The sequence below is a fragment of the Parajatrophihabitans canadensis genome, assembly GCF_053764775.1.
Map to the genome: position 1 here is coordinate 940493 of NZ_CM132445.1, position 26033 is coordinate 966525.

Here is a 26033-nt window from a genome sequence, read left to right on the forward strand (position 1 = left end):
TCCGGCGTGGCGTGGCAACACACCAGCGAGTCAACGTAGCGTGCTAACCAGGTGGACCGGAGAATTCCCGGACCACCCGGGAGGTCCCTGACGGTGGTGAAAGCCAGCTGTGTAAGCCAGAGGGGGAACGGCATCGCCCCCTACTCAGGGGAGCGACCGGAACCCTCAATAACGGTGAACGGTGATGCCTCGTTCGCCCGTGGCATAGACCTTGGTCTTGCCGCGCTTCAGCGCCCAGGAGCGTCTAGTGACCCCAGCCCGCGCACGATCCACCACGGCTACGCCAGGCAGTTCGACTGCCGAGCAAAGCCACCCTCGAGTGAAGACCTTCGTCCTCGATACTTCGGTTCTGCTTTCGGACCCGGGGGCGATAGGGCGTTTCGGCGAGCATGAGGTAACCCTGCCGCTGGTGGTCATTGGTGAGCTCGAAGGCAAACGGCACCACCCGGAACTCGGCTGGTTCGCCCGTCAGACCTTGCGGACGTTGGACGATCTGCGGATAAAACACGGTCGGTTGGACGCACCGGTGCCCGTCGGGGAAGACGGTGGCACCCTGCACGTCGAGCTGAACCACTCTGATTTGTCATCGCTGCCGGCTGGCTTCCGGGTTGACAACAACGATTCGCGCATCCTCGCGGTGGCTTTGAATCTGGCCAAGGAAGGCCGGGATGTCACCCTCGTCTCCAAGGACATGCCGATGCGTGTCAAGGCGGCGTCCGTGGGCCTGCCGGCAGATGAGTATCGGGTGCATCCGGCAGTCGATTCCGGCTGGACCGGGCTGGCCGAAATCGACGTCTCGACCGAGGTCATCGACGCCTTGTACGACGGCGATCGAATCGATATCTCCGAGCGGGACGAGTTGCTCGCAGTCGCCGACATGCCATGCCACACCGGTCTCGTCCTGCACTCAGCACGGGGTTCTGCGCTGGCCAGGGTGACCCCCGAGAAGCAGATGAAGCTTGTTCGCGGCGATCGGGAGGCGTTCGGGCTGCACGGCAGATCGGCTGAGCAGCGCATAGCTCTTGACCTGCTGCTCGATCCCGAGATCGGCATCGTGTCACTCGGCGGTAGGGCCGGCACCGGTAAGTCCGCGCTGGCCCTGTGCGCCGGACTCGAGGCCGTTATGGAGCGCCGGGCACATAAGAAGGTTGTGGTGTTCCGTCCGCTGTATGCAGTCGGCGGCCAGGAGCTCGGCTACCTGCCCGGCAGCGAGAACGAGAAGATGGCGCCGTGGGCCCAAGCGGTATTCGACACGCTCGGAGCGCTCGTCAGCAAAGAGGTCATGGACGAGATCATGGACCGCGGAATGGTCGAAGTGCTGCCGTTGACGCATATCCGTGGCCGCTCGCTGCACGACGCCTTCGTCATCGTCGATGAGGCGCAGTCCCTGGAGCGCAACGTCCTGTTGACGGTGCTCTCCAGGATCGGCCAAGGGTCGAGGGTAGTGCTCACCCATGATGTCGCTCAGCGCGACAACTTGCGGGTCGGCCGCCATGACGGCGTAGCCGCTGTGATTGAGGCACTGCGTGGGCATCCGTTGTTCGCCCACGTGACCTTGACCCGGTCCGAGCGGTCACCGATCGCCGCGCTCGTCACCGAAATGCTCGAAGACGTCGGGCTGTCTTAACGGGAACCGATACTGGGCAAGCCGTCAATGCTGGTGGCATTGCGGTTTGCCCAGTAGTCGGCGAGCTCTTCTGGAGTCTTGCGGTCTGACCATTGATCGAGCAGCTGCCGGTCGGACTGAAATTGCATGAGCGGCACGGTGTAGCCGCACGAGTCCGAAACCCGGGTTACCGCAACGTCGATGATCGACCTGATCGCGTGGTCGCCGTCTCGTCCGAATGCGGACCTCAGGTCAGCGAAGTCAGCGTCGTCCGGTAACACGGCTCGGCCACGGCCGTGCAGTCTCACGATCTGGGGTGGACCCTGGAACGCGCAGAACATCAAGACGATCCGGCCGTTGTCCCGCAGGTGAGCGGCAGTTTCCGCACCTGAGCCGGTGTAATCGAGGTACGCGACCCGAAGCGGGTCGAGAATCGCGAACGACCCGGGCATGCCCTTCGGCGAGATGTTCAGATGCCCGTCGGCACCGGAAGGAGCGGTGCCGACGAAGAACATCGGTTGGACCATGATCCACTTGTGCAGCCGGTCTGTGATCGTTTCATGCACCTTCATATGCGCAATCCTAGGTAGCAGGCCTCGTCATCGAGAGGACATCGAGTACCTCGTCCAACTTGCTCTCGGTGATGGCACCTGATTCGACATGACCGCGTTCAATGACGACCGCGCGGATCGTCTTGCGCTCGGCGAGTGCCTGCTTGGCGATCTTCGCGGCCTCGTCATAGCCCACGTAGTGATTCAGCGGGGTGACGATCGAAGGCGAGGACTCGGCGTACTCCCGGCAACGGTCGACGTTGGCCTCGATGCCGACGATGCAGCGGTCCGCGAAGACTCGACTCACGTTGGCGATCAGCCTGATCGACTCGAGCACGTTGCGTGCGATAACCGGCAGCATCACGTTGAGCTCGAAGTTACCGCTCGCGCCACCGAAGGCGACCGCAGCGTCGTTGCCGATGACCTGCGCGACGACCTGGCAAACGGCCTCGCACAGCACCGGATTCACCTTGCCCGGCATGATCGACGAACCCGGCTGTAGGTCGGGCAGGAACAGCTCGGTCAGCCCCGTCCGCGGGCCCGAACCCATCCAGCGGATGTCGTTGCTGATCTTGTTCAGGCTTACCGCAACGTTGCGAAGTGCTCCCGAGACCTCGACGAGAGCGTCCTGTGCGCCTTGGGCCTCGAAGTGATTACGCGCCTCGGTCAACGGCAAGCCGGTCTCGGCGGCCATCAACGCGATGACCTCCGCGGCAAAACCGGCTGGGGCATTGATGCCGGTGCCCACGGCGGTTCCGCCGAGGGGGAGCTCAGCGACGCGTGGCACGGTGGCCTGCAGACGCTCGACACCGTAGCGGACCTGAGCGGCATAGCCGCCGAACTCTTGGCCGAGGGTTACCGGGGTTGCGTCCATCAGATGCGTGCGGCCGGACTTCACTACGGTGGCGAATTCTTCTGACTTGGCCTCGAGTGCTGCGGCCAGGTGCTCCAGAGCGGGGACAAGGTCGATGACGACGGCTTTGGTTGCAGCGACGTGGATCGCCGAAGGAAACTGATCGTTGGACGACAACGGGTCGTTGACGTCGTCGTTGGGGTGCACGGTGACCTGGGACGGGAGCTTCTCCGCGGCCAGCGAGGCAAGCACCTCGTTGGCGTTCATGTTCGAAGACGTGCCCGAGCCGGTCTGAAATACGTCGATCGGGAATTCGGCGTCCCAGTCGCCGCGAGCAACCTCGACGGCGGCAGCAGCAATCGCTTCAGCCTTGGCCCCATCGAGCAGGCCGCGCTTGGCGCGAATTCGCGCGCCGGCACCCTTGATGACAGCCAGCGCGGCGATCAGTTCCCGCTCGATCGGCTGCCCGGAGATCGGGAAGTTCTCGACGGCCCGTTGGGTCTGGGCCCGCCACCTCGCCTCGCGGGGGACCTTGACGTCACCCATCGAATCTTTCTCGATACGGAAGTCGTCTTCGGTCGATGAGGCGGACGGGGTGGTGGTCAGCTGGTCGGGCATGGTCTTGTCTGCTCCCTGCAGGCGGGTGGACTTGATGTCATGAGGATATCGAGCACACTGGTCACCCGGAGCCGCCCTGTGTCCCGGCTAACCCCGGTTCGGCCCCTTCTTGGCCCTTCTCGGCCCTAGGCTCAGCCGGGGTTGCCGGCGGGGTACTGGGAGGGCTGCTCGTACGGTGGCGGTGGCTGCGTGGACGGCTGTTGCGCCGCCGCCGCAGGTCGGCCGTAGCCGAGCTGGATGGCGGTCTGCTTGGCCTCGTCAGTCACCGGAATGGCGACGACGGCCGTTCCGTAGGCGCAGATCTCACTCCAGTTGCCGCCGAGTTCGGTGGTGTCGAAACGCATCGCGGTGATGGCGTTGCCGCCACGTGCCTGGGCCTCTGCGAACAGCCGCCCCATGGCCTCGTTTCGGCTCTCGATGACCTGTTTGGTCATGCCGCCGAGTTCGCCACCGACGATGGACTTGAAGCCCGCGCCCATCTGTGAGAAGGCGTTGCGCGAGCGCACAGTGACCCCGAACACCTCGCCGCAGACACGCTGGATGTCCCAACCCGGGATGTCATTGCTAGTAACGCAGAGCACGGTCGTTCTCCAATCGATTCACTCGTCAGTTGCGGTCGAAGTCAACTGACGAGTATGCGCGCAGCTTGGACAACTGATGCAACGAATCAACGACCCGAATCGTCCCGGATTTGGAGCGCATGACGATGGACGAAGTGGCGACGGCGCCTCGGTCATAGCGAACGCCGCGAACCAGCTCGCCGTCGGTGATGCCGGTGGCGCAGAAAAACACGTCTTCGCCGTTGACCAGGTCGTTCGTGTGCAGGACGCGGGTCAGGTCGTGGCCCGCAGCCTGGGCCTTTTCCCGTTCGGCAGCGTCTCGCGGCCAGAGCTTGGCCTGGATCGCGCCGCCCATGCACTTGATCGCCGCGGCGGCGATGATGCCTTCGGGGGTGCCGCCGATGCCGAGCAGCAGGTCGACGCCGGTGCCGGGCCGCGCTGCCATGATCGCGCCAGCGACATCGCCGTCGGAGATGAACTTGATGCGGGCGCCGGCGTCGCGGACGGCTCGGACCAGATCAGCGTGCCGCGGGCGATCCAGGATCACCACGGTCACATCGGACGGCTTGCCGCTCTTGGCCTTGGCCACCCGCGCGATGTTCGTTGCCACCGGAGCGTTGATGTCGATCACGTTCGCGGCCTCGGGCCCGGTTGCGATCTTCTCCATGTAGAACACAGCGGACGGGTCGAACATCGAGCCTCGCTCGGAGACCGCGATCACCGCGATCGCGTTCGGCATGCCTTTGGCCATCAGCGTGGTGCCGTCAATCGGATCGACTGCGACATCGCATTCTGGCCCGGTGCCGTTGCCGACCTCTTCACCGTTGAACAGCATCGGGGCTTCGTCCTTCTCGCCCTCGCCGATCACCACGACACCCCGCATGGACACGGTGCCGATCAGCGTTCGCATGGCGTCGACCGCGGCGCCGTCACCGTCGTTCTTCTCGCCTCGCCCGACCCAGCGGGCGGCGGCCATCGCGGCGGCCTCGGTGACGCGCACCAGCTCCAACGCCAGGTTTCGGTCCGGCGCCTGTCGGTCGACGGCCAACTCCGGTGGAACCATGTTGCGGTGCTCCTGCGTGTCAATGCTGGAACTGTCGATTGTTGGTGGGGACTCAGGAGCGGTTGATCCGGTCATTTCCGCTGGCCTCTCTCTCGATGGGATGACCTTATCGGCTCGCTGTTACGGCTTCCTCCGCCGTCCGATGATTTGTCGCATAAGTCGCTGGCGATACCCGCTAAGGTGGCCACATGAGCGAATCTCGCCGGTTCTCCCTCCGGTTCGGTGTCCTTCCGCCTCCAGTCCTGAACTAGGGGCGGGAGCAGTTCTCCGCACGCCGACCGGCATCGGTTGATTCCGCCGCTCGGTCGTCACGTGGTGCTCCCGGATCCAACATCTCCTCCGTTGGCTCTCTCAGGAAGCATCTCTTAATGACTGCCATTTCTGTCGATATCTCTGCTTTTCGGGCCCGCGAGGGCCTGCTTGCTGTAAGTACCGGGGCAGTGCTCTGGGGTACGAACGGCGTCCTGGTTCACTACGTCTCCGACCACAGCGGTCTGGACGCGGTATCCATCGGCTTCTACCGCTTGCTGTTCTCCTCAGCAGTGCTGATCGCGGTCGCCGGGCTGCCCAGCATCCGACTCTGGCGGGCTGCCACGGCCGCTCAACGCTGGCTGCTGCTGCTCAGCGGCGTGCTTCTCGGGCTCTATCAGGCGCTGTATTTTGCCGCGATCGGCAACGTGGGGGTCAGCGTCTCGACGCTGGTCAGCCTCGCAGTGGCCCCGCTGGCCATCACGGTGCTCCAGGCCGTGCGAGCGCGCCGGTTTCCATCCCCGCGCTCGTCGATGGTCCTGGCGCTCGCGGTGGTCGGGCTCGGTCTCATCTCGTTGTCGGCTGGTAGTGGCTCGGACGCCCCACACGCTGTGCTCGGGGTGCTGGAATCAGTTGGTTCAGGTCTCGGTTACGCCGGGTCGACGCTGGTCAGCCGCCGGCTACACGCGACGGCCGGAAGGCTGGTCCTCACGCCGCTGATCCTGACGACGGTCGCCAGCGTGGTCGGTGCGATCACCTTGCTTCCGCTGGCCGCGGTGGCTGGTCTCGGGTTCCAGGCGACACCCGCGACAGTGTTGTCGCTGGGATATATGGGAATCGTCGCGACAGCGCTTGCCTATGCGCTGTTCTTTCACGGTCTGCGCACCACGCCACCCGAGGTCGCCTCCGTCCTGACTCTGCTTGAACCGCTCGCCGCCACGTTGCTCGCAGTCGCACTTGTGCACGAACGGTTGCCGCTTGCGGGCTGGGCCGGGGCCCTTCTGATGCTGATCGCCATCGCTGTGCTGTATGCCGCTCCGCCCGCCCCCGCTGGCGATCGAAGCGAAGCACCCGCCGTAGTCGCTGGGTGACTCGGTAGCCCGCGTTCGCATTGGTAGCCCGTCGAAATCCAATTTCGTCATTTGGCAGTTCTGACTACGTTCTTGTGCCTATGCTGCGTCGTATGTCTGAGAGCTAGCCAGACACTTGGGCCTAGATTGGCCGAGATTCATGTGGCGGGGAGCTGAGTGTCTGATGGCGAACATGGTGCTGGCTTCAGCGAAACAGCTCGCAGACGTGGACCGTACTCGGTACCGGCTCGATATCGTTACAACGCTCGGGGCCATCAGTGATCAGGAGATCGCCCCGTTGACAACGGGGCGATCTTTCTACGTCAGCCGGCCCTGGTTGTCGGCCGTGGAACGGCAGCGGGGCGATCGAACCGCCTACATCGTCTGTCGTGACAATGATGGTGTTCTGCGGGGAGCGTGTCCGGTCTACTGGGGCAAACCAAGCTCGCGGGGTTACTACGACCCGTTCGGACACTTTTTTCATCGGTCAGGAGCGACGTTCAATCGCGATGATTGGTCACCGGCCTACGCGGTCGGTTCACGGGCCGCATACTGCTGCGAATTCCTACTGGACACCACAATCGAACCGCAGCAACAGCGCGAGGTTCTCTCGTTGCTACTGGAGGCTGCCTCGGCCCACGCGGTAGAAGTCGACGCGGCGTCGGTCTCGGCGATGTACCTCAATCAGCGGGGGATGGGTCAGCTGAGGGAGGTCTTGGATCCCGAGCACGGGTACTACCTCGCGGGCGCCAACTCCGTGCTCGACTTGCACTGGTCATCCATGGACGAGTACGTCGAGGCGATGGGCCACCAGTCCCGCAACATCCGCCGGGAGATGCGGATCTTTGCGCAGCAGGGTTACGCGATTGACGGTGGCCGCTTGAGCGATTGGATCGATGTCGCTGCCCACCTGTTTGCACAGCTTGAGCAACGCTATGGGCACACGGCCACAGCGGCCGCCGAAGCAGTTGAACTGCGCATCCTCGCCGAATGCGCCGATGATCACAGCCAGATCCTCGCCGTCCGCGATGGAAAAGAAATCATCGGCACCGTCTTGTTGTTCATGTGGGACGGCGTCGTCTACGGACGCAGTGCGGGGTTCAACTACGCCGCGACGAAAAGGGCGTTCGAGTATTTCAACCTCGCTTACTACGAGACGATCCGGTTCGCGATCGAACACGGTTATCGCAGACTCGAGTTCGGCATGGCGACCTATCGCGCCAAGCTCGCACGAGGCGCTCGACTCGAGCCGCTATGGGGAATATCTGCTTCACGGTCTGCCGCGTCGCCGCTCCTTAACGAACGGTTCGCGGCTTGGAACGACGATCGCTGCCAAGCGGTGCAATCCCAGGATCCATCGATGTTGGAAGGGGCACAAGTGCCATGAAGTCAGTCCTCGTCACCAACACCGGTGACACTGCGCATGCCGCCGAACTCGCCGCACGCGACGATCTCGTCGTCGTCTTCGGTACGGAGCCGCGCTTTGTCGACCAATACCCCGCCGGGACTGACTTCGTTCTTGTCCGCAGTCTGAACGACCCGACGGCTGCGGTCGAGCAGGCAGCCAGGCAGCGTGACCTCTCGACCTTCACTCACGTCGTTTCACTGTCGGAACGAGCTATGCCGGTCGCTGGCTACCTTCGCAGCTACCTTGGCCTGTCCGGTCTCGCATTCGATCCGATCCTCAAGTGCACCAACAAGTACGCCATGAAGAGGTCCTTCGAACGGGCTTCGCTTGCCTCGGCACCCTACGAGATCGCGGGATCCGCTGACCAGTTAGCAGGAGCCGTTGAACGACTGGGATTCCCCGTCATCGTCAAACCAGTTATCGGCGCCGGCGTCGACGCAACGTTCGTCATCCAGAACTCCGATGAACTTGCTTCTACCGAGGTACGTACTAGCACCGAGATTCTCACGTCACCGCGCACGACCTCGGAGAAGTGCTTTCCAGTCATTGTCGAGCAATACCTACCAGTCATCGAGGAGCTGCACTGCGACGGTTACGTTCGCGATGGGAACATCGAGTTCGCAAGGGTGTCGCGCTACCTCCGACCAGTCCTTCAATACGACAACGGAGTGTTCGGATCGCACCTGCTCGCAGAGGATGATGCCCTCGCCTCGACGGTTCGCGACCTTCACGATGTCGCAGTTCGCGCGGTCGGACTCGAGGACGGCGTCACCCACTTCGAGGCTCTACGCACCGAGGATGCTGTCTACGCGGGGGAGATTGCTTGCCGCCCCGGCGGCGGCGGAATCCGTCGCATGCTGCAACTCGCGTCCGGCTTCGACCTCTGGGATGCCCACATCGCCGCGTCCCTGGGCGAGCACTACGAACCTGATCGGGTGGACACCTCGTCCGACGAGTCCATCCTGCAGCTCATGTTGCCCGCTGCCCGCGGCACAATTCGCGACATCAGCGACGCGCAGGATTTCGAGCACATTCCGGGACTGATCGAAGCCCGACTCAACTACGAGCGCGGTGACACCATCGGCGGCCTGATGGATTCCTCCAGCGTCAGTGGCTATGTGTTTGTACGCCTCAAGTCAACGCAGGATCCCGAGGAAATCGTGCGGGCAGTGCAGGAGACATTTCGGCTCGAAGTCGCCTAGCTGCAAGTGACTACCGAGACGGCGGCACCTGTCTCATTGTTGCGGATCCCGGCACTGCGGTATCTGTTTCTTGCCCGGACGATTTCGGTGCTTGGCGACATGCTGGTTCCGGTTGCGTTGGCCTTCGCGGTGCTGGATTTCGGCGGCGGCGCGAGCGGTCTCGGCTTCATTCTGGCGGCTCGGGCGGTGCCCAGTGTCGTTCTGCTCCTGCTCGGCGGAGTCGTCGGCGATCGGTACCCACGCCGTACTGTCCTCCTCCTTAGCAGCAGCGTCGCGTGCGCGACGCAGCTACTCATCGGGCTGCTGCTGGTTACCGGGTCCGCCGCCACGTGGAGCATTGCCGCGTTCGTCGCAGTTCGGGGCGCGACAAGCGCGTTCTTCAACCCGACATCAACGGCAGCCATCGCTTATGTCGCTCCGGCAGAGCGGCGACAGGCGACCTTCGCCCTATTCACGATCGCCGGCAATACCGCAGAGGTGGCTGGTCCCAGTCTCGCCGGAGTCCTGCTTCTCGCGCTCAACCCAGGCTGGATCCTCGTGTTCGATGCCGCGACCTTTCTGCTCGGCGCGATGCTCATCGGCCGGGCCGGCGCCCTGGGCTCGCCGACCGGCGCAACGACGAAGCGAGGCCTGCGATCGGAGCTGAGGTCCGGACTCGGGTACGTCCGCGCAAGCCGATGGTTGAGCGCTGTCATCGCGAGCGCAAGTGCGTTCCAGGTCTTTCTGCTGGCGACCCTCAGCGTCCTCGGGCCTGTCGTCGCTCTGAGCAGGCTTGGCGGGTCGAGCTCCTGGGCCGCGATCTCGGCCGCGCTCGGCGCCGGCGGCATGCTGGGCAGCTCGCTGGCCATGGTCAGCCGACCTGGACGCCCGTTGCTCGTGGGGTACTCGCTGCTCGTCCTCGGTTGCGGACCAACACTTTTGCTACTCGCCGTCCCGGCCACCACACCGGTATTGGCGTTCACCGAGTTCATCTCCGGCATCGCGGTGGCCTATTTCGGTGCCATGGAAGCATCGGCAATTGCCAAGCGCGTCCCCAGCGAGATGCTGGCCCGCGTCGATTCCGTCAACCGGTTCGGATCCATGGCACTGCGGCCGATCGGGATGCTCTGCATCGGCCCGATCGCCAGCGCCATCGGTGTCCGTCAGGCGCTCATCGCCGCTGGATTGTTGACGCTACTTTCGGTGAGCGCCCCACTGCTGGTGCAGGAGGTACGCAACCTCGAGAGCGGCTGACCGTGGCGGGCACTGTGCGCTACGCCGCGGCGTCCTGCCCCCGGTGGCGAGCGGAGCGAAGCACCAGCCACCATGGTGTGGTGACACGACCGCTTACCCCGTCTGAACGGCAGCGGCTCCGCACCTCGGCAAATCTTTGGCGGGGGCTGCTCGTCGTGTTGGTGGTAGTGGGTCTTGCCGTGATCTTCGCGTGGCCGCGCGCGCCGCACTCTGACGGCATCCACGTCGTGAATGTGACCGGCCCGATCGCCTCCGCGCGAACGGCAGCCGGGTTCACCTTGGTCGTTCCGGTCGCTCTTGACCCCAAGTGGCGCCCCACGAGTACCGAGTTCGATCCTGCGGGCCCCTCGAGTGGTGCGTCGTTCCGGATCGGCTACGTGTCACCGAGCGGTAAGTACGCCGAATTTCTCGAAAGCAACGATGCCTCGGTTGCCGCTCAGTACGGGCCGCTCACCAGCGACAAGACGGTCACGATCGACGGTGTCTCTTGGGCTGGGCTCGAGCGCAGCGACGGTCGACAGGTGCTGCAGCGAAGCATCGGGCCAGTCACGGTGGTCGTCACCGGCTCAGCTGATCAGGCCGAACTGTCGGCCCTTGCTGCTTCGCTGCACTGACGCATTCGCCGTGCCGCTCGAAGCAGTCGACTCAATCGCCGTCATCTGATGAGGCGGCGGCGATCGCCGCGTCCAGTCGTGAACGGGCACCGTCCAGCCATTGCTGACAGATGCCGGCCAACACCTCGCCACGCTGCCACAGTGCGAGCGACTGTTCCAGTGGCTGGCCGCCTGACTCGAGCTTCGAGACGATATCTCGCAGGTCGGCCCTGGCCTGTTCGTAGCTGATTTCCGGACTACCCCCAGCCGTGTCCTCCACGGTGTTCCCGCCAGCATTTTCGGCGGTGTTTTCGGGGGCGGGCTTGGTACTCACCGCGCCTACCTTAGTCAGTCGGATCACCGGCTCCCACGATCACGCTGAATTCGCCTCGCGCCACCCGGACGCGCAGCGGTTCGCCGTCGAAGGTGTCTTCGGCGTCGCGCACGAGGTCGCCTTCGGAATCCCACAGCACCGCGTAGCCGCGGTTGAGGACGGCCTGCGGGGACAGGCTCACCACCCGGGCGAGTAACTGACGGTTGTCGGCTTCGGCAGTATCGAGCATCGTGGTCAGGCGCCCGCGGATCCGTTCCACTGCGCGACGGTTCTCCTGCTCACCGGAGGTGATGAGGTTGGCGATACTGCGGCGCAACCGCTGCGGAAGTCCCGCCATCAACTCGTTCTCGGTATCGAGTCGCCGGTGGATCGCAGCCCGCAGCCTCGCCCTCGATTCAGCCAGCCGACGGAGCTCATCGGACAGGTCCGGCACGATCTGCTTCGCGGCGTCGGTCGGCGTGGAGGCGGCCAGATCTGCGACCAAGTCGAGCAAGGGCTGATCTGATTCGTGCCCGATTGCGGAGACAACCGGGGTGCGGCAGGCCGAGACGGCGCGCAGCAAAGCTTCGTTCGAGAACGGTAAGAGGTCCTCGACACTGCCGCCACCGCGGGCAATGACGATGACGTGGATCTCCGGCCGCGCGTCCAGGCGTTTGAGAGCGGCGATGATCTCGGTGACTGCGGTGGTTCCCTGTGTTGCGGTGTTCTCGATGGCAAATCGTGCGCCCGGCAATCGGCGTCGGGTGTTCTCGACAACATCGCGTTCGGCGGCACTCGCCCGTCCGGTTATCAGGCCGATCGTGTCCGGCAGAAACGGCAGGGCTCGCTTGCGACCAGCCGCGAACAGGCCTTCAGCGGCTAGGAGCTGCTTGAGTCGTTCGATCCGAGCGAGCAGTTCGCCGAGACCGACCTGCCTGATCTCGGTGGCCCGCAGGCTGAGCGTTCCGCGCTCGGCGTAGAAATCCGGCCTGGCCCTGATCACGACCCGGGCACCTTCGGCCAACGGCTCGGAGATGACGGTACGGCTGCAGGTCACCTGCATCGAAAGGTTGGCGTCGACGTCGCGCAGTGTCAGAAAGCAGGTCTGCACGCCGGGTCGTTGGATGAACTGTGCGACCTGGCCTTCGACCCAGACCTCGCCCAGCCGTCCGATCCAATCGGCAAGGGCCTGGCTGACACGTCGTAGCGGGAGTGGGCGTTCAGGCGATGATTCGAGCTTGCTCACTCGCTTGCTGTGTCCTCGTCGGTTGTTTTTTCGACGGCTGTGTTGTCTCCGGTCGTGTTGTCGTGCGCAGTCGCGTCCTGCGCTGTGGCTTCGGCCTCGTCCGCCGCGAGTGCGGCAGCGTTTATCTCAGCGGCCGTGATCGCGGCCTCCTGTGCCACCGCGGTGCCAGGCGGCGCGGGCTTCGCTGCCCGCGGCCTGCTGCTCGCCTTCTTGGCGGGCGCCTTCTTTGCTGGCGCCTGCGCCTCTGTGTCAGCGTCCGGCGCTGCGTGCGCGTCGCCTTCGGCCGATTCGTTGGCTGGGTGGCTGCCGGCCTCGTAATCGATTCGATCGAAGGCGGCGCGGCGCGGAGCGTGTTCGCCGGCATCGTCGGTTGGCGATTCGTCGAACGTTGCCCAGGCCGGCGCTTCCTCCGTCGTGCCGCGGATCTGCGAAATCACCTCATCGCCACGAGCCGCAAGTGCCGCGATGTGCTGTTGCACTTTCATTGACGCCTGAAGAGCTGTTGACACGGCAAGCATGGGCGCTTCGGCCACCACGGTCGGCAGGGTGGTGGGCAACTTGCGTGCCTCGTCCGCCGCGGTTGCGGCCAGGCCCAGAACGACTTTCAACGAGGTCGGCACACTTGGCATGCCACCAGCCTGCCTCACTATGCATCGCTTCGCGAGTGGTAGCCGGTGATCGGTACGTAGGATTGAGTCATGCCTGACTCCGTCCTACCCTCCCGGACGATGCCGAGTGACCCAGAAGCCGCCCGGCCGAAGCGCGTCCTACTGGCCAAACCCCGCGGTTATTGCGCCGGGGTAGATCGTGCCGTTCAGACGGTCGAGCATGCGCTGGACCACTACGGTGCGCCCGTCTATGTGCGCAAGCAGATCGTTCACAACCAGCATGTGGTGCGCACGTTGGAGGCGCGGGGAGCGATCTTCGTCGAGGAGACCGACGAGGTTCCGGTCGGCTCGGTCGTAGTGTTCTCTGCCCACGGGGTAGCGCCCGAGGTGCATGAGGAGGCAGCCACCCGCAAGCTGCGGTCGATTGACGCAACGTGCCCGCTGGTGACGAAGGTCCACAACGAGGCGCGCCGGTACGCGGCTGACGACTACGACATCGTTCTCATCGGCCATGAGGGGCATGAAGAAGTCATCGGTACGACGGGGCAGGCACCGGCCAACATCCGGTTGGTGGACGGGCCTGACGCTGTCTCCTCGGTGCAGGTGCGCGATGAGAACCGAGTGGTGTGGCTGTCACAGACCACGTTGTCGGTCGATGAGACGCTTCATACGGTTGACGCGCTGAAGGTGAAGTTTCCGAATCTTGAGTCGCCGCCGAGCGACGACATCTGTTACGCGACCCAGAATCGGCAGGCGGCCGTCAAGGCGATCGCGCCACAGGTCGAGGTGTTTCTCGTGGTCGGATCGGCGAACTCCTCGAATTCGGTCCGCATGGTCGAAGTGGCGAAGGCTGCCGGCGCTCCAGAGGCCTATCTGGTCGAAAATGCGGGTTCGCTGCGTGCGGACTGGTTGGACGGCGTCACCTCGGTCGGGCTGTCCTCAGGTGCATCGGTACCTGAGATCCTCGTCCAAGAGGTGGCGGCATGGCTCGCCGAGCGAGGCTATTCCGACATTGAAGAGGTCAGCCATATCGAAGAGCGGTTGGTTTTCGCGCTGCCACAAGAACTGCGCCGGGACATGAAACTGAGCCCCAAGTCCTGAGCGACGGTTGACGGTTTCGTACCCGGTGATCGATTCGTAGCTAACGGCGCGCGATCATCCGGATTCCGGCGATGACGAGTACGACGGCCGTAGCTCCGGCGATCGCGGGAAACCCGTAGACCAGCCAGTTCGCTGCCGCGTCGGTGAGCGCAGCGCGGTCTTTCAAGCCATTCGAGCTCACGTAGAGCTTTACTGCTGAAGCGATGAAGTAGACGAGCGGCGGAGCGATCACGACGGGGAACATCTCGCTGCGTCGGACGATAAGGATCGCGACAAGTGAGCCGAGGATGAGCGCCCAGCTGAAGATCCCCTGAATCGATGCACCGCTGATTTGATCGACCGCGCCTCCGACGCCCGCAATCACGAGCAGCACGAGTAGGGCAGCCCACCCGGGCAGGCCACGTTCCGGTGTAAGCCGTTCGCGAGCTGAGCGCTGCGAAGCCGATCGCGAACTGCGGGTCGAGCTCGGCGATTGTCGAGGCTCGACGCTCTCGTACCGGTGGCCGCGGGTGCCGGAATAATCCGACTCACCTGGCGGCTCGGGCACGTAAGTAGCTCCGTTCGAGGGTGGCACGGATAGTTACGGTACCCGGCTCACCTCTGCCTCGGCTGTAACCGACCGAGTCGTCGCCAAGATCTGGTCGGTGCCCGGTAACCGGCCGTCGACCTGTGGATCTACGACGGACAGGTCTGCCAGGCGTCGCGCGCTGACGAGGACTCTGGTCTCCAGGGTGCCCACGCTCGAATTGAACGACGTGACCGCAGCGGACAGCGATCGACCTAGCTTGTCGAGGTGGCCCGACATCGTCGTCAGTCGCTGGTACAGGTCGCGCCCGAGTTTGCTGACCTCGGCGGTATTTCGGGCCAGTGCGTCCTGACGCCAGCTGTAGCCGATCGTGCGTAACAGAGCCACGAGGGTCGTCGGGGTAGCCAGGACGACGTTGCGCGCGAAAGCGTGTTCCAGCAACGCAGGATCTTCGCGGAGTGCAGCGTCGAGAAAGGCGTCGGCCGGGACGAAACAAACAACGAATTCTGGGCTCGGATCGAAATGGTCCCAGTACGCCTTCGCCGCCAACTGGTCGACGTGCGTACGCAGCTGGCGGGCATGGGCCCGCAATCTGGCGCTTCGAAACCGTTCGTCGGTAGCCTCCATCGCCTCCAGGTAGCCGGAGAAGGCCACTTTCGAGTCGACAACGATGTGCTTGCCCCCGGACAGCTTGACGATCAGATCCGGCCGCACTGTGCCGGGTGACCCGTCGATGGCGGCGCTGCCGTCCCTGCCGGCAGCCGTGGACGTGCTCGCCTGGGTCACGTAGTCGATGTGCTCGACCATCCCAGCCGCCTCGACCGTCCGCTCGAGCTGCAGCTCGCCCCATCGGCCCCTGATTTGTGGTGCACGCAACGCCGTCACGAGCTGGCTCGTTTGGCTGCGCAGGCCCTCTGACGAGATCCGCATAGCTGCAAGGTGCTCGTCGAGCGCGGCCGAGGCGGCTAGCCGATCTCGTTCGGACTCGTGCAACTGGTACTGGACGCGGGCGAGCGCATCACGCATCGGCGCGACCAGCGACTCGATCGCTTGATGTCGCTCGGACGACTCGTATGCGGCGGAGTTACGGACTGACTCAACCTGAGACTGTGCGAGCGCGGACAACGCCGCACGACTTCTGCCGTATAGATAGCCGACGGCGGCGCCCGCGAGCAGGCCGATCACCAGGAGGCTGAACGCAACGGAGGTCATGGTGATCAGTCTCGACTACAGCACCGACAGTTTCGGGTAAGCGCTTCGCGCCGTTCGTGGTCGGGCGAAGGCGCGCCGCCTGCCAGACGAGCCGTAGACTGGCCGTCCGTGGCCCTCACTATCGGAATCGTCGGACTGCCCAACGTTGGCAAGTCCACCCTTTTCAACGCTCTCACCCGTAACGACGTCCTTGCCGCGAACTACCCATTCGCCACGATCGAACCAAATGTTGGCGTCGTGGGCGTTCCCGATGACCGTCTGAACGTGTTGGCCAAAATCTTTAACTCCGTCAAGATCCTGCCAGCGACGGTGAGTTTCGTGGATATCGCCGGTATCGTCCGTGGCGCCTCTGAAGGTGCGGGACTAGGCAACAAGTTTCTCGCCAACATTCGCGAGGCTGACGCCATCTGTCAGGTGATCCGCGCGTTCACCGATCCGGACGTCGTCCATGTCGATGGCAAGGTGTCGCCGGCCGATGACATCGAAACGATCAACACCGAACTGATTCTCGCCGATATGCAGACCATCGAAAAGGCTCTGCCACGCCTGCAGAAAGAAGCCCGCGTCCAGAAGGACAAGCTGGCCGTCGTCGCGGCCGTCGAAGAGGCTCAGAAGGTACTCGAAGAAGGTCAGACCGTATTCGCTGCCGGTCTTGACCCGGAGCCATTGCGTGAGCTTCACCTGATGACGGCGAAACCGTTCTTGTACGTCTTCAATGTCGATCCCGGTGAGCTTGCCAACTCAGATTTCATCGGTGGCTTGCGAGACCTCGTCGCTCCGGCCGATGCAGTTTTCCTTGACGCGAAAACGGAAGCTGAGTTGTCTGAACTCGAACCGGACGAGGCACTGGAACTCTTGCAGTCGATGGGGGTTGAGGAATCGGGTCTGGACCAGCTGGCGCACCTGGGCTTTGACACCCTCGGGCTGCAGACCTACCTGACGGCCGGGCCGAAAGAGGCGCGCGCCTGGACGATCCGTAAGGGCGCCACCGCCCCGCAGGCAGCCGGAGTCATCCACACCGATTTCGAACGCGGCTTCATCAAGGCCGAAGTGGTGTCCTTCGACGACCTGGTCGCGACCGGCTCGATGGCCGAGGCCAAGGCGAAGGGCAAGGTCCGGATCGAAGGCAAGGACTACGTTATGGCCGACGGAGACGTCGTGGAGTTCCGCTTCAACGTCTGAGACCTTCTTATTCGACGTGTGATGCACCGCCGTGGCCACATCACGGGAAGCCACGCGGCGGTGCCGCAAACTGTCACCGCCGCTCGCTAGTGTCTGTATCGGACTACAACGACGTGGTTCCCGGCTTCAGGGGGTAAGCGCAGTGACAGTGGATAGGTTCGGTACTCCGCTTTACAGCGTTGCTGAGGCGTCGCGTTACCTCGGTGTGAGCGACTCGACCTTCCGCTCTTGGGCCAAGGGGTACAAGCGTCGGTCGTCGGATCGCAACGAGGTCCAGGGCGACGCAATCGTGACAACGATCGCTGGTCAGGCTAAGGGTGACCCAGTTATTCCATTCGTAGGTCTTGCGGAGGGTTTGGTGTTGGCGGGCATTCGCAGGTCGGGCGTTCCGCTCCAACGCGTCCGCCCGGCGCTCGATCGCTTGAAGGATGAGTTTGGTCTCGACTACGTCTTAGCGTCGAAGCGGCTCTACACAGACGGCGCTGAGGTGCTATACGACTTCGGCCAGGACTCCGAAGACAGCGCCGCAGTGATGCGGCTCGTGGTGGTGCGCAATGGCCAGCACGTGTTCACAGACATCGTCCAGCAATACCTCAAGCGGATCGACTTCGCGTCAGACGGGTACGCCGAGGCCATCCGGCTGCCGAGCTACGAGAGCGCCGAGGTTGTCGTGACTCCGAAGCGTGGGTTCGGGCAGCCAACATTCGAGCGCGGAGGTGCGCGCCTAGAGGACGTACTTGGTGCGTTCTGGGCCGGCGAATCGCTGCGCACCGTGGCGCACGAGTACGGCATACCTGAGGCTCAGCTCGAAGACGCGTTGCGCGTTGCGTCGCGGGCGGCTGCGTAGTCCCGACGTGCCCGAGGAGCCCTTCGTATTCATCGATCGGAGCCTGGGCCGTATCAAGGTCCCGGAGCTGCTGCGTGCTGGCGGCATAAAGTTGGTGACCCTTGCCGAACACTACGGTCGTCCACTTGACGAGGATGTCAATGATCCAACCTGGATCACAGACGCCTCTCAAGAAGACTGGATTCTGTTCATGAAGGATGCTCGGATCCGGCGTCGTCCGGCAGAGAAAGAGGCGATCATCAGCAGCCGGGCGCGATGCTTCTGTCTGTCCGACGGGAACATCGGCTTCGCAGAAATGGCCCACCGTTACCTCACGAACTGGCGGGCAATAGTCGAAGCGAGCGCGATCCCCGGTCCGTTCTTGTACTCGGTTCGGCTTCGCGGAATTGTTCGGCTTGACGTCCTTTAACCTGTGCAAACAACGGCTAACACATCGCGGCCCGAAGTCGCGCGTGCATCGCGACTAGTAGCAGCCAGTGCAATTGGTGTTCAGTACTAACGCGAACGCCGGTGTCGACGTTTCCACCGGTGAGCCAAGAGTGGGCTGGAATTCAGGATTCGCTTGCTGCGCCAGCGGTTGCGAGTTCGCCATCAGCGAGCTTCTGCTCGAGACGCTGCCCTTCGATATCCGGATTCGGAATGTACTTCGAGAACCACTGCGGGTGATACCAAAGCTTTGATCGAACGATCGCCATTACAGCCGGCACGAGGGTCAGGCGCACGACGAACGCGTCGAGGAACACGCCCGCCGCGAAGCTGAAGCCGATCACCTTGATCGTCGGGTCATCGGTGAACATGAAGGCTACGAAGATGAAGAACATGATCAGAGCCGCCGCGGTTACGACACGGGCTGACAAGGCTGTGCCTCGCTGCACGGCCCGCTGCGCGTGGCCGTGCTTGGTGTATTCCTCCTTGATCCGCGATACGACGAATACCTCGTAGTCACTGGAGAGGCCGAAGATGATGGCCAACATGATGATCGGAAGGAAGCTGATCGTCTCCGACGGGGTGATACCGAAGATGTGCTTTCCCCAACCCCACTGGAACAGCGCGACCTGGAGACCGAGCGCTGCGGACATCGAAAGCAGGAAGCCGAGGATCGATTTGATCGGCACCAGGATCGTTCGGAATGCGAATGTCAGCAGGATGAAGGCTAAACCTATGACGACGACCAGGAAGACCGGAAGTGCGGACGACAGCTTCGATGAGACGTCGATGTTGGACGCCGTCGTTCCACCAACGAGTATGTGCGCGCCGGTTTGGCCCTCGACGACACCGCGGTTGTCGCGAATCGTGTGAACGAGATCTGCGGTCGCTGAGTCGTTTGGGCCAGACTGCGGAATCACCTGGATAAGGGCGATGTCATTCTGCAGGGCCACCGGGCTCACCTGCGCGACATCGGGCAGTTTGGTCAGGGCAGAAACGATTTGCTGAGTGCTCGCCTGGCTGTCGATGTTCTGCGCGACGATGAGTAGCGGCCCATTGAAGCCCGGCCCGAAGCCTTCGGTCGTGAGGTCGTAAGCCTTGCGTTGGGTAGTGTCCTTGGCCTGTGAGCCGCCGCTAGGCAGCCCGAGCTGGATCTTGAGCGCCGGAAGTGCGAGTACGCCCAGCAGTAGGACACCGCCGATGAGTACGACAACCCGATGGCGGACCACGAACCGAGCCCAGGTGGCGCCAGCGGGGCTGTCCGGATCAGCGGCGGAGCGGCGAGCGACCCGCTCCGCGCGCGCACCGATGAAGGGCAACCGAGTGAACTGTTCAACCTTTGTACCGGCGAACCCAAGCATTGCCGGCAGCAGTGTCAGCGCAATCAGTAGCGCCACGGCGACGGAGGCCGCGGCGGCCAAGCCCATGACGGACAGGAAGGGGATGCCGACCACGGTGAGACCACAGAGCGCGATGATCACAGTGAGCGCTGCGAACACGACTGAGCTGCCGGCCGTACCCATGGCCAGTGGTACCGACTCTTCCGGGCTGAGGCCGTTGAGCAGGTTGGTTCGGTGCCTGGACAGGATGAACAGGCCGTAGTCGATACCGCACGATAGGCCGAGCATCAACGCGACCGTGGTCGAGGCGGAGGCGATCGTCACCACGGAGGCAACGGCCGTGATTCCCATCAGAGTGGTGACTACACCGACGATCGCGCCGAGGATGGGCATGCCAGCGGCAGCGAAGGCACCAAACGTGATCATCAGGATCACGAAGGCGATGACCAGCCCAATCAGCTCGGGCAGCTCTGAGATCGCGACCTGCCAACCGGGGTAGACACTGCCGTTGTACTCGACCTGAACGCCCGTCGCCTGCACGGGCGCCATCGCCGCTTTGACCGCATCCAGGCTTGAATCCTTCACGTCGGTGGGCTTGGCAGACCACTGCACCTGGCCGAGCGCGACCTCGCCGTTTTGAGATACCAGCTTTGCTTGAAAGGGATCAATGGACGAAGAGACTTGTGGCACCGACTTCAGCTGTGACATGGCCGCCTGGATCGCGGCCATTCGAGTCGGATCGGTGACCTTTCCGGTGCCGTTGACCGTGGCGAAGACGATGGTTGTCTGGCCACCGCTGAAGGCAGGAAGCTTCTCCGTCAGGACATCCGAGGCGTTCTGAGCCTCGGTACCGGGGATGGTGAAGTTGTCATTCGTCTTGCCGCCGCTGATCTGGGCTATCGCGATGGCGGCGATAGCTGCGGCCAGCCACAGGGCCAGAACTACTCGCCGGTGCCGGAACGCGACGGTAGCGAGGCGGTACAGGTAGCTCGACATGGCGGATCTCCGTTGCTCCCGGTCCCCGTGCTCATGGTCAACAATAGGCCGGGCCGGCGGCCGGTTGGCCGCTGAGCGTTGCGCGGTGACGAGTCAGTAGTCGCACATTGGCCCATCAAATCTATGCAAATTAGCTTCATCCTGAATGGTGGCCCGGTTCGCTGGTGCCTGCGCAAATGCTGACTCAGGGGTCGCCTGCCGGGATCATTCGTGCCGAATGAGACGCCGAATGAGACATGGTCGGTACCGCTGTGCCAACGTGCGCTTTGGATGCTTTCGTCTCCAGCCCGAGGCTCAGTGCAGGCGGGTCCGACGACTTGGGGTAGGCATGTCAACGAGTCTGCAGTCCGACGACGTGGGCCCAGTGGACGTTGCCGTGATTCTCGTCGACGGCAACCGATTCAACGGCGATGTCGCGCCTGCACTGGCCGAGTTGGCTGACAGCGGCGTCGTGCGCATCATCGTCATGTCGTTTGTGCAAAAGGGCATTGATGGTGCGTTAGTCGTTGTACAGGCGGAGGACCGATGACAAGATCTCCAAGCTCAAGGAGCTTGGCGCGCTGAAGGACCAAGGCATCTTGACCGAGGACGAATTCGCGGCGGAGAAGGCCAAAGTTCTCGCCGGCTGATAACGCTCTTGCACCACCGTAACGGCCGCTCGAGCGTGATCGGTACGCATGGTGCCCTGGTTACGGCTGCTGTCACCCGGGTTACGGCGTCGCGGCGGCGATTATGGTGGGAGGACGAGTCCTAGCTATCGACCGAGGGCGTTGTGACTGAATTGACGGACGAGTCAGCGTCGGACGACGACGAACTCGGCCGTCTCGATCGTTGGCGTGGCAGGGCCGAACAGGCCGCTGACAGGTACCAGAAGCGGGCGCAGACTCAGCCGCTGCTCGGTCTACCCCTGGCCTTTCTGGCCCGATACACCGCACGTCAAGGCGTCCTGCTCGCGAGCGCTGCGGCCTTTCGATTATTCCTCTGGCTGCTTCCGCTCGCCCTGCTCCTCGCCGGGGTCGTGGCTGCGGTGGCGCATGGAAAGACCGGCGATGTCGAATCTGCCAGCAAGACCGCCGGCCTAACCGGCGCGGCCAGCCAGCAGGTGGTCACCGCGCTCGACGGCGCGCACAAGTCATGGGTCGTGGCGGTCATCACCGGCTCGATCCTGTTTCTGTGGGCCACCCGTACGATGATGCGGAATCTGACCGTCGTCAACGCCCACGCCTGGGCTGCGCCCGTTCCGAAGCCGCGTCAGAAGCAAGTGCTGGTCTCTACGCTGATCTTCGCGGGCGCCTGGATTCTGGTGTTCGCCTTCGCGGCCGGAGTGCACCAACTCTCCAAGCTCGGGCCAGGCGGCGTAGTGCTGGCGATTGTGTTGCAGGGCGCCGCCGTCAGTGCAGTCTGGCTCTACCTCTCGTTGCGGCTGCCGGACCGGCGCGAACGATGGACCGACCTCATTCCCGGGTCGTTGCTGCTCGGCTTCGGGCTGGCCATCATGAACACCGTGGGTCGGTTATATCTGCCAGCTCGCTTCGCGCATTCGTCGGCCATGTACGGCTCGCTCGGCATTGCCTCGGTGATGCTGCTCTGGCTGCTGCTGATCGGCCAGCTCATAGTTTCGGCCGCGCTCGTGAATGTAGTCGTGCTCGATTATCGAACGGGTAGGCAGCGCTAAAAGTCATGCTCCTTGGGCGAGGCATGGCCAATGCGGCGACGACAGGGTATTAAATGTGAGCGATCGCGTGCTGTGCCAATTCGCTGGACGAGCGAACCCTGCGATCGACAGGTCGTGACGCCCACTAACGAAGGGAACAACTCGTGTCCAACCATCAGGTAATCCTGGCTGAGCAAGACTATCCCTTGCTCAACCTGTTCTGGACGATGCTGTGGTTCTTTCTCTGGATCATGTGGTTGTTCCTGCTGATTCGGATTGTGACCGACATCTTCCGCAGTTCTGACCTCAATGGGTGGGGCAAAGCCGGCTGGTCATTGTTCGTATTAATCCTGCCTTTCCTAGGCGTACTTGTGTATCTGATCGCTCGCGGCACGAAGATGCACGAGCGCGATGCGGAACAACAGCGCGCGAGCGAGGACGCATTTCGCAGTTACGTCCAGCAGGCGGCGGTCAGCAGCTCGAGTACTACCGACGAGCTCACCAAGCTCGGCACACTCCGCGATCAGGGCGTACTAACCGAAGAGGAATTCAATGCTCAGAAGGCAAAGATCCTTTCCTGAGCATTTCCGCTCCAGCTCATCCCGGCCTGGCTGTCGGGGTGAGCCGGACGCGGCACACTAAGGGTTTACTTTCGCCCGCGATTGCTGACGACCACGGCAACAACTGTCACGAGATACAACTGGCCACTCAGCGCCTCAAGCACGGTCAGCATTCGCCCGCTGTCGTTGTTCGACGTCAGGTCGCCGAAACCGACCGTGGCCAGAGTGACGAAGCTGTAATAGAGGTATGAGACGGCGTCGTGGGGCCCCGGCTGGGCGAAGAATCCCCCATCGCGAACCGTCCCAATAAGCGAGTAGACATAGGCGAAAAGCATCCCTAACAGCAAATAAATGGACACCGAAGCAGCTAGCGTTCGGCTAGTCACCCGCAATCGCGGCGTCAACCGAACCACGATTGCTGCGATCGTTAACGCGCAAAGCACGACGCTTGTCCCGGCGAATACCGCTCGCGGGCCAGCGCCGGCACCGAACTCGGCCAGGATTCCGGCAGCCATTGCGATGGTCGACAGCGCGCCGGACATAACGAACAGGCGTCGCGGCACGCCGGCAGTCCACAAGGCGAACAGGAAAATCAAGACCAGCAGAGCGACAATGAATACCCGGATCAACTGACCCTCGAACGGCGCGACGAAGAAGACGCTGGCTACAAGGATCAGCAGCACGTCGTAGCGATCCGTGCCACGCCGCAGTGCGACCGGAAGCGACGTCACAACTCAGTAAATTACCGCCGCGCGATGTCAGTCGGGTCATCCCGCCGGGATGATGCCCTCGTACCGGCCACGGGATGAGGATGAACTCCAGCCTCAGACAACCTGACGACCGTGATTGGGGGCGCTGATGACCGCGACCAAGGTAGAGCACCCAAGCGTGGACGAACGCCGCGCCGCGGGCAAACAGGCGCGCACCAATGCCGCCCCGGACGCCCATGCCGGATGGCGACCGTCACCTGATCGGGCCGATCCGATCGCGTTGCTCACGGCGCAAGATGCCACCCGCGAAGAGGACCTGGTACCTGTGCGGCATGGGCGAATGATGGCTTCGCCGTTCACTTTCTATCGAGGCTCGGCCAAGATCATGGCCTCGGACCTCAACGGCACACCGACAGCCGGTCTTACCGTCCAACTGTGCGGCGATGCGCATCTTTCGAACTTCGGGGGCTTCGCTTCGCCTGAACGAGAACTGGTCTTCGATCTGAACGACTTCGACGAGACGCTGCCCGGGCCCTTCGAATACGACGTCAAACGTCTGGCGGCGAGCTTCACAATTGCCGCCCGCAACAACGGCTTCAGCAAGGCGGACAGTCGGACGGCGACGTTGACCTGCGCTTCGACCTACCGCGAGACGATGTTGGAATTCGCCTCGATGGGGGTTCTCGACACCTGGTACGCGGGTATGTCGGCGGACCAGTTGCTCGCGCTCATCGGCGGCGGGCGTGATCGAGGCCGCAAGCAGGATCGAAAGCAGCTCCTGCGGTCTGCGCAGAAGCAGATCGACAAAGCGCACACCCGCGACAGCTTGCAGGCGCTGTCCAAACTTGCCGAAATGGTTGACGGTCAGTATCGGATCGTCAGTCAACCACCGGTCGTGATCCCGGCACGCGAGCTGAGCGAACAGTTCGGCTCAGCAGAACACATCGAGGAGCTCGTGCGTAACCAATTGCGGGCCTATCGCGAGACGTTGCCTGAGGATCGGCGGCAACTCCTCGAACGCTTCGAGCTTGTCGATGTCGCGCGCAAGGTGGTCGGTGTCGGCAGCGTTGGAACGCGCGCGTTCATAGGGCTGCTGCAGGGGCGCGACGAGTACGATCCGCTCTTTCTGCAGGTCAAAGAAGCCTCGCCCTCGGTGCTCGAGGATCATCTGCCCAAGAGCCAATATGCAAATCACGGGCAGCGCGTCGTGATTGGACAGCGAATCATGCAGGCTGCGAGCGATATCTTCCTGGGCTGGACTGTCGGTGCCGATGTCAACCGCCACTTCTACTGGCGTCAGCTGCGCGATATGAAGGGCTCGGCCGTCGTCGAGGCCATGATTCCCTCTGGTTTGACGCTCTACGCCCAAGCATGCGGTTGGACTCTGGCCCGCGCGCACGCACGTTCCGGTGACCCGATCGCGATTGCCGCTTACCTAGGTAAGAGTGACCGATTCGATCGAGGGATAGCCGACTTCTCACAGCGCTATGCGGATCAGAACGAGAAGGACTATGAAGCTTTCACCAAGGCCATCCGGTCGGGCGCGCTCGAAGCGATTGAAGGCGTCTGATCTTTGGCCAGTCCCGACTCAGCGGCTGTCACGTTTGGCTTGACGTCGGGCCCCTGAGGCCTGTGTGCTTGCCCGCCGCTTCTCACTCGCCGGTGTGCGCAAGCTCGCCTTCGCATCGGGGTTCGCAGCGACACCGGCACGACCCCCACGAGCCTGCTTGCCGCCAGCGGTAGCACTACCCGAAGTCTGCCCCGCCTTTGCCGTGCGAGCTGCCGCGATGCGTTCGGATCGCAACTCGGCGGCAGTTGCTCGGGCCAGCACGGCCAGCCGGGCGCTTACCCGCGCCAAGGCGTCCTCGAACACCTCGGCTTTGGTGGCTGCGGTGGTGTTTTTCGGCCGAGCCATTCCGCGCCCGCCCTGCTCGGCCACCTTGGCACTCGCTCCTCGGCGGTAGAGGCCGACGAACTTTCCGCGGGCCCTACGGATCCGTTCGTGCAATGCCACGGTGGCGTCTTCGTCCAGCTGGGCAAGGGCATCTGACGCGGTCTCCGCGACGAGCAGCCGTTCGCTGTCGTTCAATACGGCCAGCATTGCCTTGTTCATTGCCGCGCTCTGTTCATTGCCTCATTCGCCTTCCGGGTAGGTGAGGTCCAGCCTGTCACTGCCACGCCCGGTTTGGAAGCGAAGTTCGATGGCAAAGTCGTCCTGCCCCGTCCGATCTGGGCGGGGCAGGACGACTCGACGTCTCACCTCGGCAGCAGTCGCTTCCTGTTCGGTCCATGTCACACAACCGAAA

At 63.2% G+C, this 26033-nt stretch carries 27 protein-coding genes and 1 pseudogene; 15 read left to right on the forward strand and 13 right to left on the reverse strand.

Annotation, left to right across the window (positions count from 1 at the left end):
- Nucleotides 1-247 precede the first annotated feature (247 nt).
- Nucleotides 248-1627, forward strand: coding sequence for a PhoH family protein (locus ACSMXN_RS04540; protein ID WP_455407695.1), 1380 nt, complete (start codon nt 248-250; stop codon nt 1625-1627).
- Here the strand turns inward: ACSMXN_RS04540 and ACSMXN_RS04545 are convergent.
- The 4 genes from ACSMXN_RS04545 to glpX form a co-directional block, all read right to left on the reverse strand.
- A complete protein-coding gene (locus ACSMXN_RS04545) occupies nt 1624-2178 on the reverse strand; it encodes a pyridoxamine 5'-phosphate oxidase family protein (RefSeq protein ID WP_022913392.1) in 555 nt (184 codons plus the stop codon). The genes ACSMXN_RS04540 and ACSMXN_RS04545 overlap by 4 nt on opposite strands.
- A gap of 10 nt (nt 2179-2188) precedes the next feature.
- A complete protein-coding gene (locus ACSMXN_RS04550) occupies nt 2189-3628 on the reverse strand; it encodes a class II fumarate hydratase (RefSeq protein ID WP_022913393.1) in 1440 nt (479 codons plus the stop codon).
- A gap of 131 nt (nt 3629-3759) precedes the next feature.
- Complete coding sequence (locus ACSMXN_RS04555; protein WP_022913394.1) at nt 3760-4209, reverse strand: YbjQ family protein; 450 nt, start codon at nt 4207-4209, stop codon at nt 3760-3762.
- 25 nt (nt 4210-4234) lie between these two features.
- Nucleotides 4235-5251, reverse strand: a complete 1017-nt coding sequence (gene glpX / locus ACSMXN_RS04560) for a class II fructose-bisphosphatase (RefSeq protein WP_155958376.1) — start codon at nt 5249-5251, stop codon at nt 4235-4237.
- A 368-nt stretch (nt 5252-5619) separates the two neighbouring features.
- Between glpX and ACSMXN_RS04565 the strand changes: the two genes are divergently transcribed.
- The 5 genes from ACSMXN_RS04565 (at nt 5620) to ACSMXN_RS04585 (ending at nt 11027) form a co-directional block, all read left to right on the forward strand.
- On the forward strand, nt 5620-6591 hold the full coding sequence (locus tag ACSMXN_RS04565) for a DMT family transporter (protein WP_022913396.1): 972 nt from the start codon (nt 5620-5622) through the stop codon (nt 6589-6591).
- A 163-nt stretch (nt 6592-6754) separates the two neighbouring features.
- Nucleotides 6755-7957, forward strand: a complete 1203-nt coding sequence (locus ACSMXN_RS04570) for a GNAT family N-acetyltransferase (RefSeq protein WP_022913397.1) — start codon at nt 6755-6757, stop codon at nt 7955-7957.
- The gene (locus ACSMXN_RS04575; RefSeq protein ID WP_022913398.1) at nt 7954-9180 is read left to right on the forward strand and encodes a hypothetical protein; all 1227 of its coding nucleotides are present in this window, start codon (nt 7954-7956) and stop codon (nt 9178-9180) included. The genes ACSMXN_RS04570 and ACSMXN_RS04575 overlap by 4 nt, the downstream gene beginning before the upstream one ends.
- Nucleotides 9181-9186: 6 nt before the next feature.
- Nucleotides 9187-10413 (forward strand): MFS transporter, encoded by a 1227-nt coding sequence (locus ACSMXN_RS04580; RefSeq protein WP_022913399.1) that lies wholly within the window; start codon nt 9187-9189, stop codon nt 10411-10413.
- Between the two features lie 80 nt (nt 10414-10493).
- The gene (locus ACSMXN_RS04585; RefSeq protein ID WP_196811280.1) at nt 10494-11027 is read left to right on the forward strand and encodes a DUF4245 domain-containing protein; all 534 of its coding nucleotides are present in this window, start codon (nt 10494-10496) and stop codon (nt 11025-11027) included.
- Between the two features lie 31 nt (nt 11028-11058).
- Here the strand turns inward: ACSMXN_RS04585 and ACSMXN_RS04590 are convergent, their stop codons facing one another.
- From ACSMXN_RS04590 to ACSMXN_RS04600, 3 genes are all read right to left on the reverse strand, one after another.
- Nucleotides 11059-11286, reverse strand: a complete 228-nt coding sequence (locus ACSMXN_RS04590; protein ID WP_027139462.1) for an exodeoxyribonuclease VII small subunit — start codon at nt 11284-11286, stop codon at nt 11059-11061.
- A gap of 64 nt (nt 11287-11350) precedes the next feature.
- Nucleotides 11351-12565: an exodeoxyribonuclease VII large subunit gene (xseA, locus tag ACSMXN_RS04595; RefSeq protein WP_022913402.1), complete on the reverse strand. Its 1215-nt coding sequence runs from the start codon at nt 12563-12565 to the stop codon at nt 11351-11353.
- On the reverse strand, nt 12562-13194 hold the full coding sequence (locus ACSMXN_RS04600) for a hypothetical protein (RefSeq protein WP_155958377.1): 633 nt from the start codon (nt 13192-13194) through the stop codon (nt 12562-12564). The genes xseA and ACSMXN_RS04600 overlap by 4 nt, the downstream gene beginning before the upstream one ends.
- Before the next feature lie 99 nt (nt 13195-13293).
- On the opposite strand from ACSMXN_RS04600, the gene ACSMXN_RS04605 reads away from it, so the two are divergent.
- On the forward strand, nt 13294-14274 hold the full coding sequence (locus tag ACSMXN_RS04605; protein ID WP_022913404.1) for a 4-hydroxy-3-methylbut-2-enyl diphosphate reductase: 981 nt from the start codon (nt 13294-13296) through the stop codon (nt 14272-14274).
- Nucleotides 14275-14314: 40 nt separating this feature from the next.
- Here ACSMXN_RS04605 and ACSMXN_RS04610 read toward each other — a convergent pair whose 3' ends face one another.
- Entirely contained in the window at nt 14315-14821 is a 507-nt protein-coding gene (locus ACSMXN_RS04610) for a DUF6542 domain-containing protein (protein ID WP_022913405.1), read from the reverse strand.
- 33 nt (nt 14822-14854) lie between these two features.
- Entirely contained in the window at nt 14855-16012 is a 1158-nt protein-coding gene (locus ACSMXN_RS04615) for a DNA recombination protein RmuC (protein ID WP_022913406.1), read from the reverse strand.
- A gap of 108 nt (nt 16013-16120) precedes the next feature.
- On the opposite strand from ACSMXN_RS04615, the gene ychF reads away from it, so the two are divergent.
- The 3 genes from ychF to ACSMXN_RS04630 all read left to right on the forward strand — a co-directional run bounded on the left by ychF (nt 16121) and on the right by ACSMXN_RS04630 (nt 18450).
- Entirely contained in the window at nt 16121-17194 is a 1074-nt protein-coding gene (gene ychF, locus ACSMXN_RS04620; protein ID WP_022913407.1) for a redox-regulated ATPase YchF, read from the forward strand.
- Nucleotides 17195-17336: 142 nt separating this feature from the next.
- On the forward strand, nt 17337-18041 hold the full coding sequence (locus tag ACSMXN_RS04625; RefSeq protein WP_022913408.1) for a DUF433 domain-containing protein: 705 nt from the start codon (nt 17337-17339) through the stop codon (nt 18039-18041).
- Nucleotides 18042-18048: 7 nt separating this feature from the next.
- Complete coding sequence (locus tag ACSMXN_RS04630; RefSeq protein WP_022913409.1) at nt 18049-18450, forward strand: PIN-like domain-containing protein; 402 nt, start codon at nt 18049-18051, stop codon at nt 18448-18450.
- Nucleotides 18451-18592: 142 nt separating this feature from the next.
- On the opposite strand, the gene ACSMXN_RS04635 is transcribed toward ACSMXN_RS04630, so the two are convergent.
- A complete protein-coding gene (locus ACSMXN_RS04635) occupies nt 18593-20803 on the reverse strand; it encodes an MMPL family transporter (RefSeq protein WP_022913410.1) in 2211 nt (736 codons plus the stop codon).
- A gap of 328 nt (nt 20804-21131) precedes the next feature.
- On the opposite strand from ACSMXN_RS04635, the gene ACSMXN_RS04640 reads away from it, so the two are divergent.
- From ACSMXN_RS04640 to ACSMXN_RS04655, 4 genes and pseudogenes are all read left to right on the forward strand, one after another.
- The gene (locus tag ACSMXN_RS04640) at nt 21132-21332 is read left to right on the forward strand and encodes a DUF6325 family protein (RefSeq protein ID WP_022913411.1); all 201 of its coding nucleotides are present in this window, start codon (nt 21132-21134) and stop codon (nt 21330-21332) included.
- Nucleotides 21331-21432: pseudogene (locus ACSMXN_RS04645) on the forward strand (SHOCT domain-containing protein); the annotation flags it as partial. The gene ACSMXN_RS04640 and the pseudogene ACSMXN_RS04645, both read left to right, overlap by 2 nt.
- A 143-nt stretch (nt 21433-21575) precedes the next feature.
- Complete coding sequence (locus ACSMXN_RS04650) at nt 21576-22478, forward strand: YhjD/YihY/BrkB family envelope integrity protein (protein ID WP_022913413.1); 903 nt, start codon at nt 21576-21578, stop codon at nt 22476-22478.
- A gap of 206 nt (nt 22479-22684) precedes the next feature.
- Entirely contained in the window at nt 22685-23038 is a 354-nt protein-coding gene (locus tag ACSMXN_RS04655) for an SHOCT domain-containing protein (protein WP_051148886.1), read from the forward strand.
- A gap of 65 nt (nt 23039-23103) precedes the next feature.
- On the opposite strand, the gene ACSMXN_RS04660 is transcribed toward ACSMXN_RS04655, so the two are convergent.
- Complete coding sequence (locus ACSMXN_RS04660; RefSeq protein WP_022913415.1) at nt 23104-23748, reverse strand: ion channel; 645 nt, start codon at nt 23746-23748, stop codon at nt 23104-23106.
- 127 nt (nt 23749-23875) lie between these two features.
- On the opposite strand from ACSMXN_RS04660, the gene ACSMXN_RS04665 reads away from it, so the two are divergent.
- Nucleotides 23876-25297, forward strand: coding sequence for a DUF2252 domain-containing protein (locus ACSMXN_RS04665; protein WP_022913416.1), 1422 nt, complete (start codon nt 23876-23878; stop codon nt 25295-25297).
- Nucleotides 25298-25315: 18 nt separating this feature from the next.
- On the opposite strand, the gene ACSMXN_RS04670 is transcribed toward ACSMXN_RS04665, so the two are convergent.
- Nucleotides 25316-25840, reverse strand: a complete 525-nt coding sequence (locus tag ACSMXN_RS04670) for a hypothetical protein (RefSeq protein ID WP_022913417.1) — start codon at nt 25838-25840, stop codon at nt 25316-25318.
- A gap of 21 nt (nt 25841-25861) precedes the next feature.
- A complete protein-coding gene (locus ACSMXN_RS04675; protein ID WP_155958378.1) occupies nt 25862-26023 on the reverse strand; it encodes a hypothetical protein in 162 nt (53 codons plus the stop codon).
- Between the last annotated feature and the right edge of the window lie 10 nt (nt 26024-26033).

What these genes read in the sequence shown, in the direction of transcription:
- ACSMXN_RS04545 (WP_022913392.1), bottom strand. Translation starts at nt 2,178, where the DNA reads ATGAAGGTGCATGAAACGATCACAGACCGGCTGCACAAGTGGATCATG.
- glpX (WP_155958376.1), bottom strand. Translation starts at nt 5,251, where the DNA reads ATGGTTCCACCGGAGTTGGCCGTCGACCGACAGGCGCCGGACCGAAAC.
- ACSMXN_RS04550 (WP_022913393.1), bottom strand. Translation starts at nt 3,628, where the DNA reads ATGCCCGACCAGCTGACCACCACCCCGTCCGCCTCATCGACCGAAGAC.
- ACSMXN_RS04570 (WP_022913397.1), top strand. Translation starts at nt 6,755, where the DNA reads ATGGCGAACATGGTGCTGGCTTCAGCGAAACAGCTCGCAGACGTGGAC.
- ACSMXN_RS04600 (WP_155958377.1), bottom strand. Translation starts at nt 13,194, where the DNA reads ATGCCAAGTGTGCCGACCTCGTTGAAAGTCGTTCTGGGCCTGGCCGCA.
- ACSMXN_RS04665 (WP_022913416.1), top strand. Translation starts at nt 23,876, where the DNA reads ATGACCGCGACCAAGGTAGAGCACCCAAGCGTGGACGAACGCCGCGCC.
- ACSMXN_RS04670 (WP_022913417.1), bottom strand. Translation starts at nt 25,840, where the DNA reads ATGAACAAGGCAATGCTGGCCGTATTGAACGACAGCGAACGGCTGCTC.
- ACSMXN_RS04640 (WP_022913411.1), top strand. Translation starts at nt 21,132, where the DNA reads ATGTCAACGAGTCTGCAGTCCGACGACGTGGGCCCAGTGGACGTTGCC.
- ACSMXN_RS04615 (WP_022913406.1), bottom strand. Translation starts at nt 16,012, where the DNA reads ATGACCTCCGTTGCGTTCAGCCTCCTGGTGATCGGCCTGCTCGCGGGC.
- ACSMXN_RS04565 (WP_022913396.1), top strand. Translation starts at nt 5,620, where the DNA reads ATGACTGCCATTTCTGTCGATATCTCTGCTTTTCGGGCCCGCGAGGGC.
- ACSMXN_RS04605 (WP_022913404.1), top strand. Translation starts at nt 13,294, where the DNA reads ATGCCGAGTGACCCAGAAGCCGCCCGGCCGAAGCGCGTCCTACTGGCC.
- ACSMXN_RS04655 (WP_051148886.1), top strand. Translation starts at nt 22,685, where the DNA reads ATGCTGTGGTTCTTTCTCTGGATCATGTGGTTGTTCCTGCTGATTCGG.
- ACSMXN_RS04635 (WP_022913410.1), bottom strand. Translation starts at nt 20,803, where the DNA reads ATGTCGAGCTACCTGTACCGCCTCGCTACCGTCGCGTTCCGGCACCGG.
- ACSMXN_RS04575 (WP_022913398.1), top strand. Translation starts at nt 7,954, where the DNA reads ATGAAGTCAGTCCTCGTCACCAACACCGGTGACACTGCGCATGCCGCC.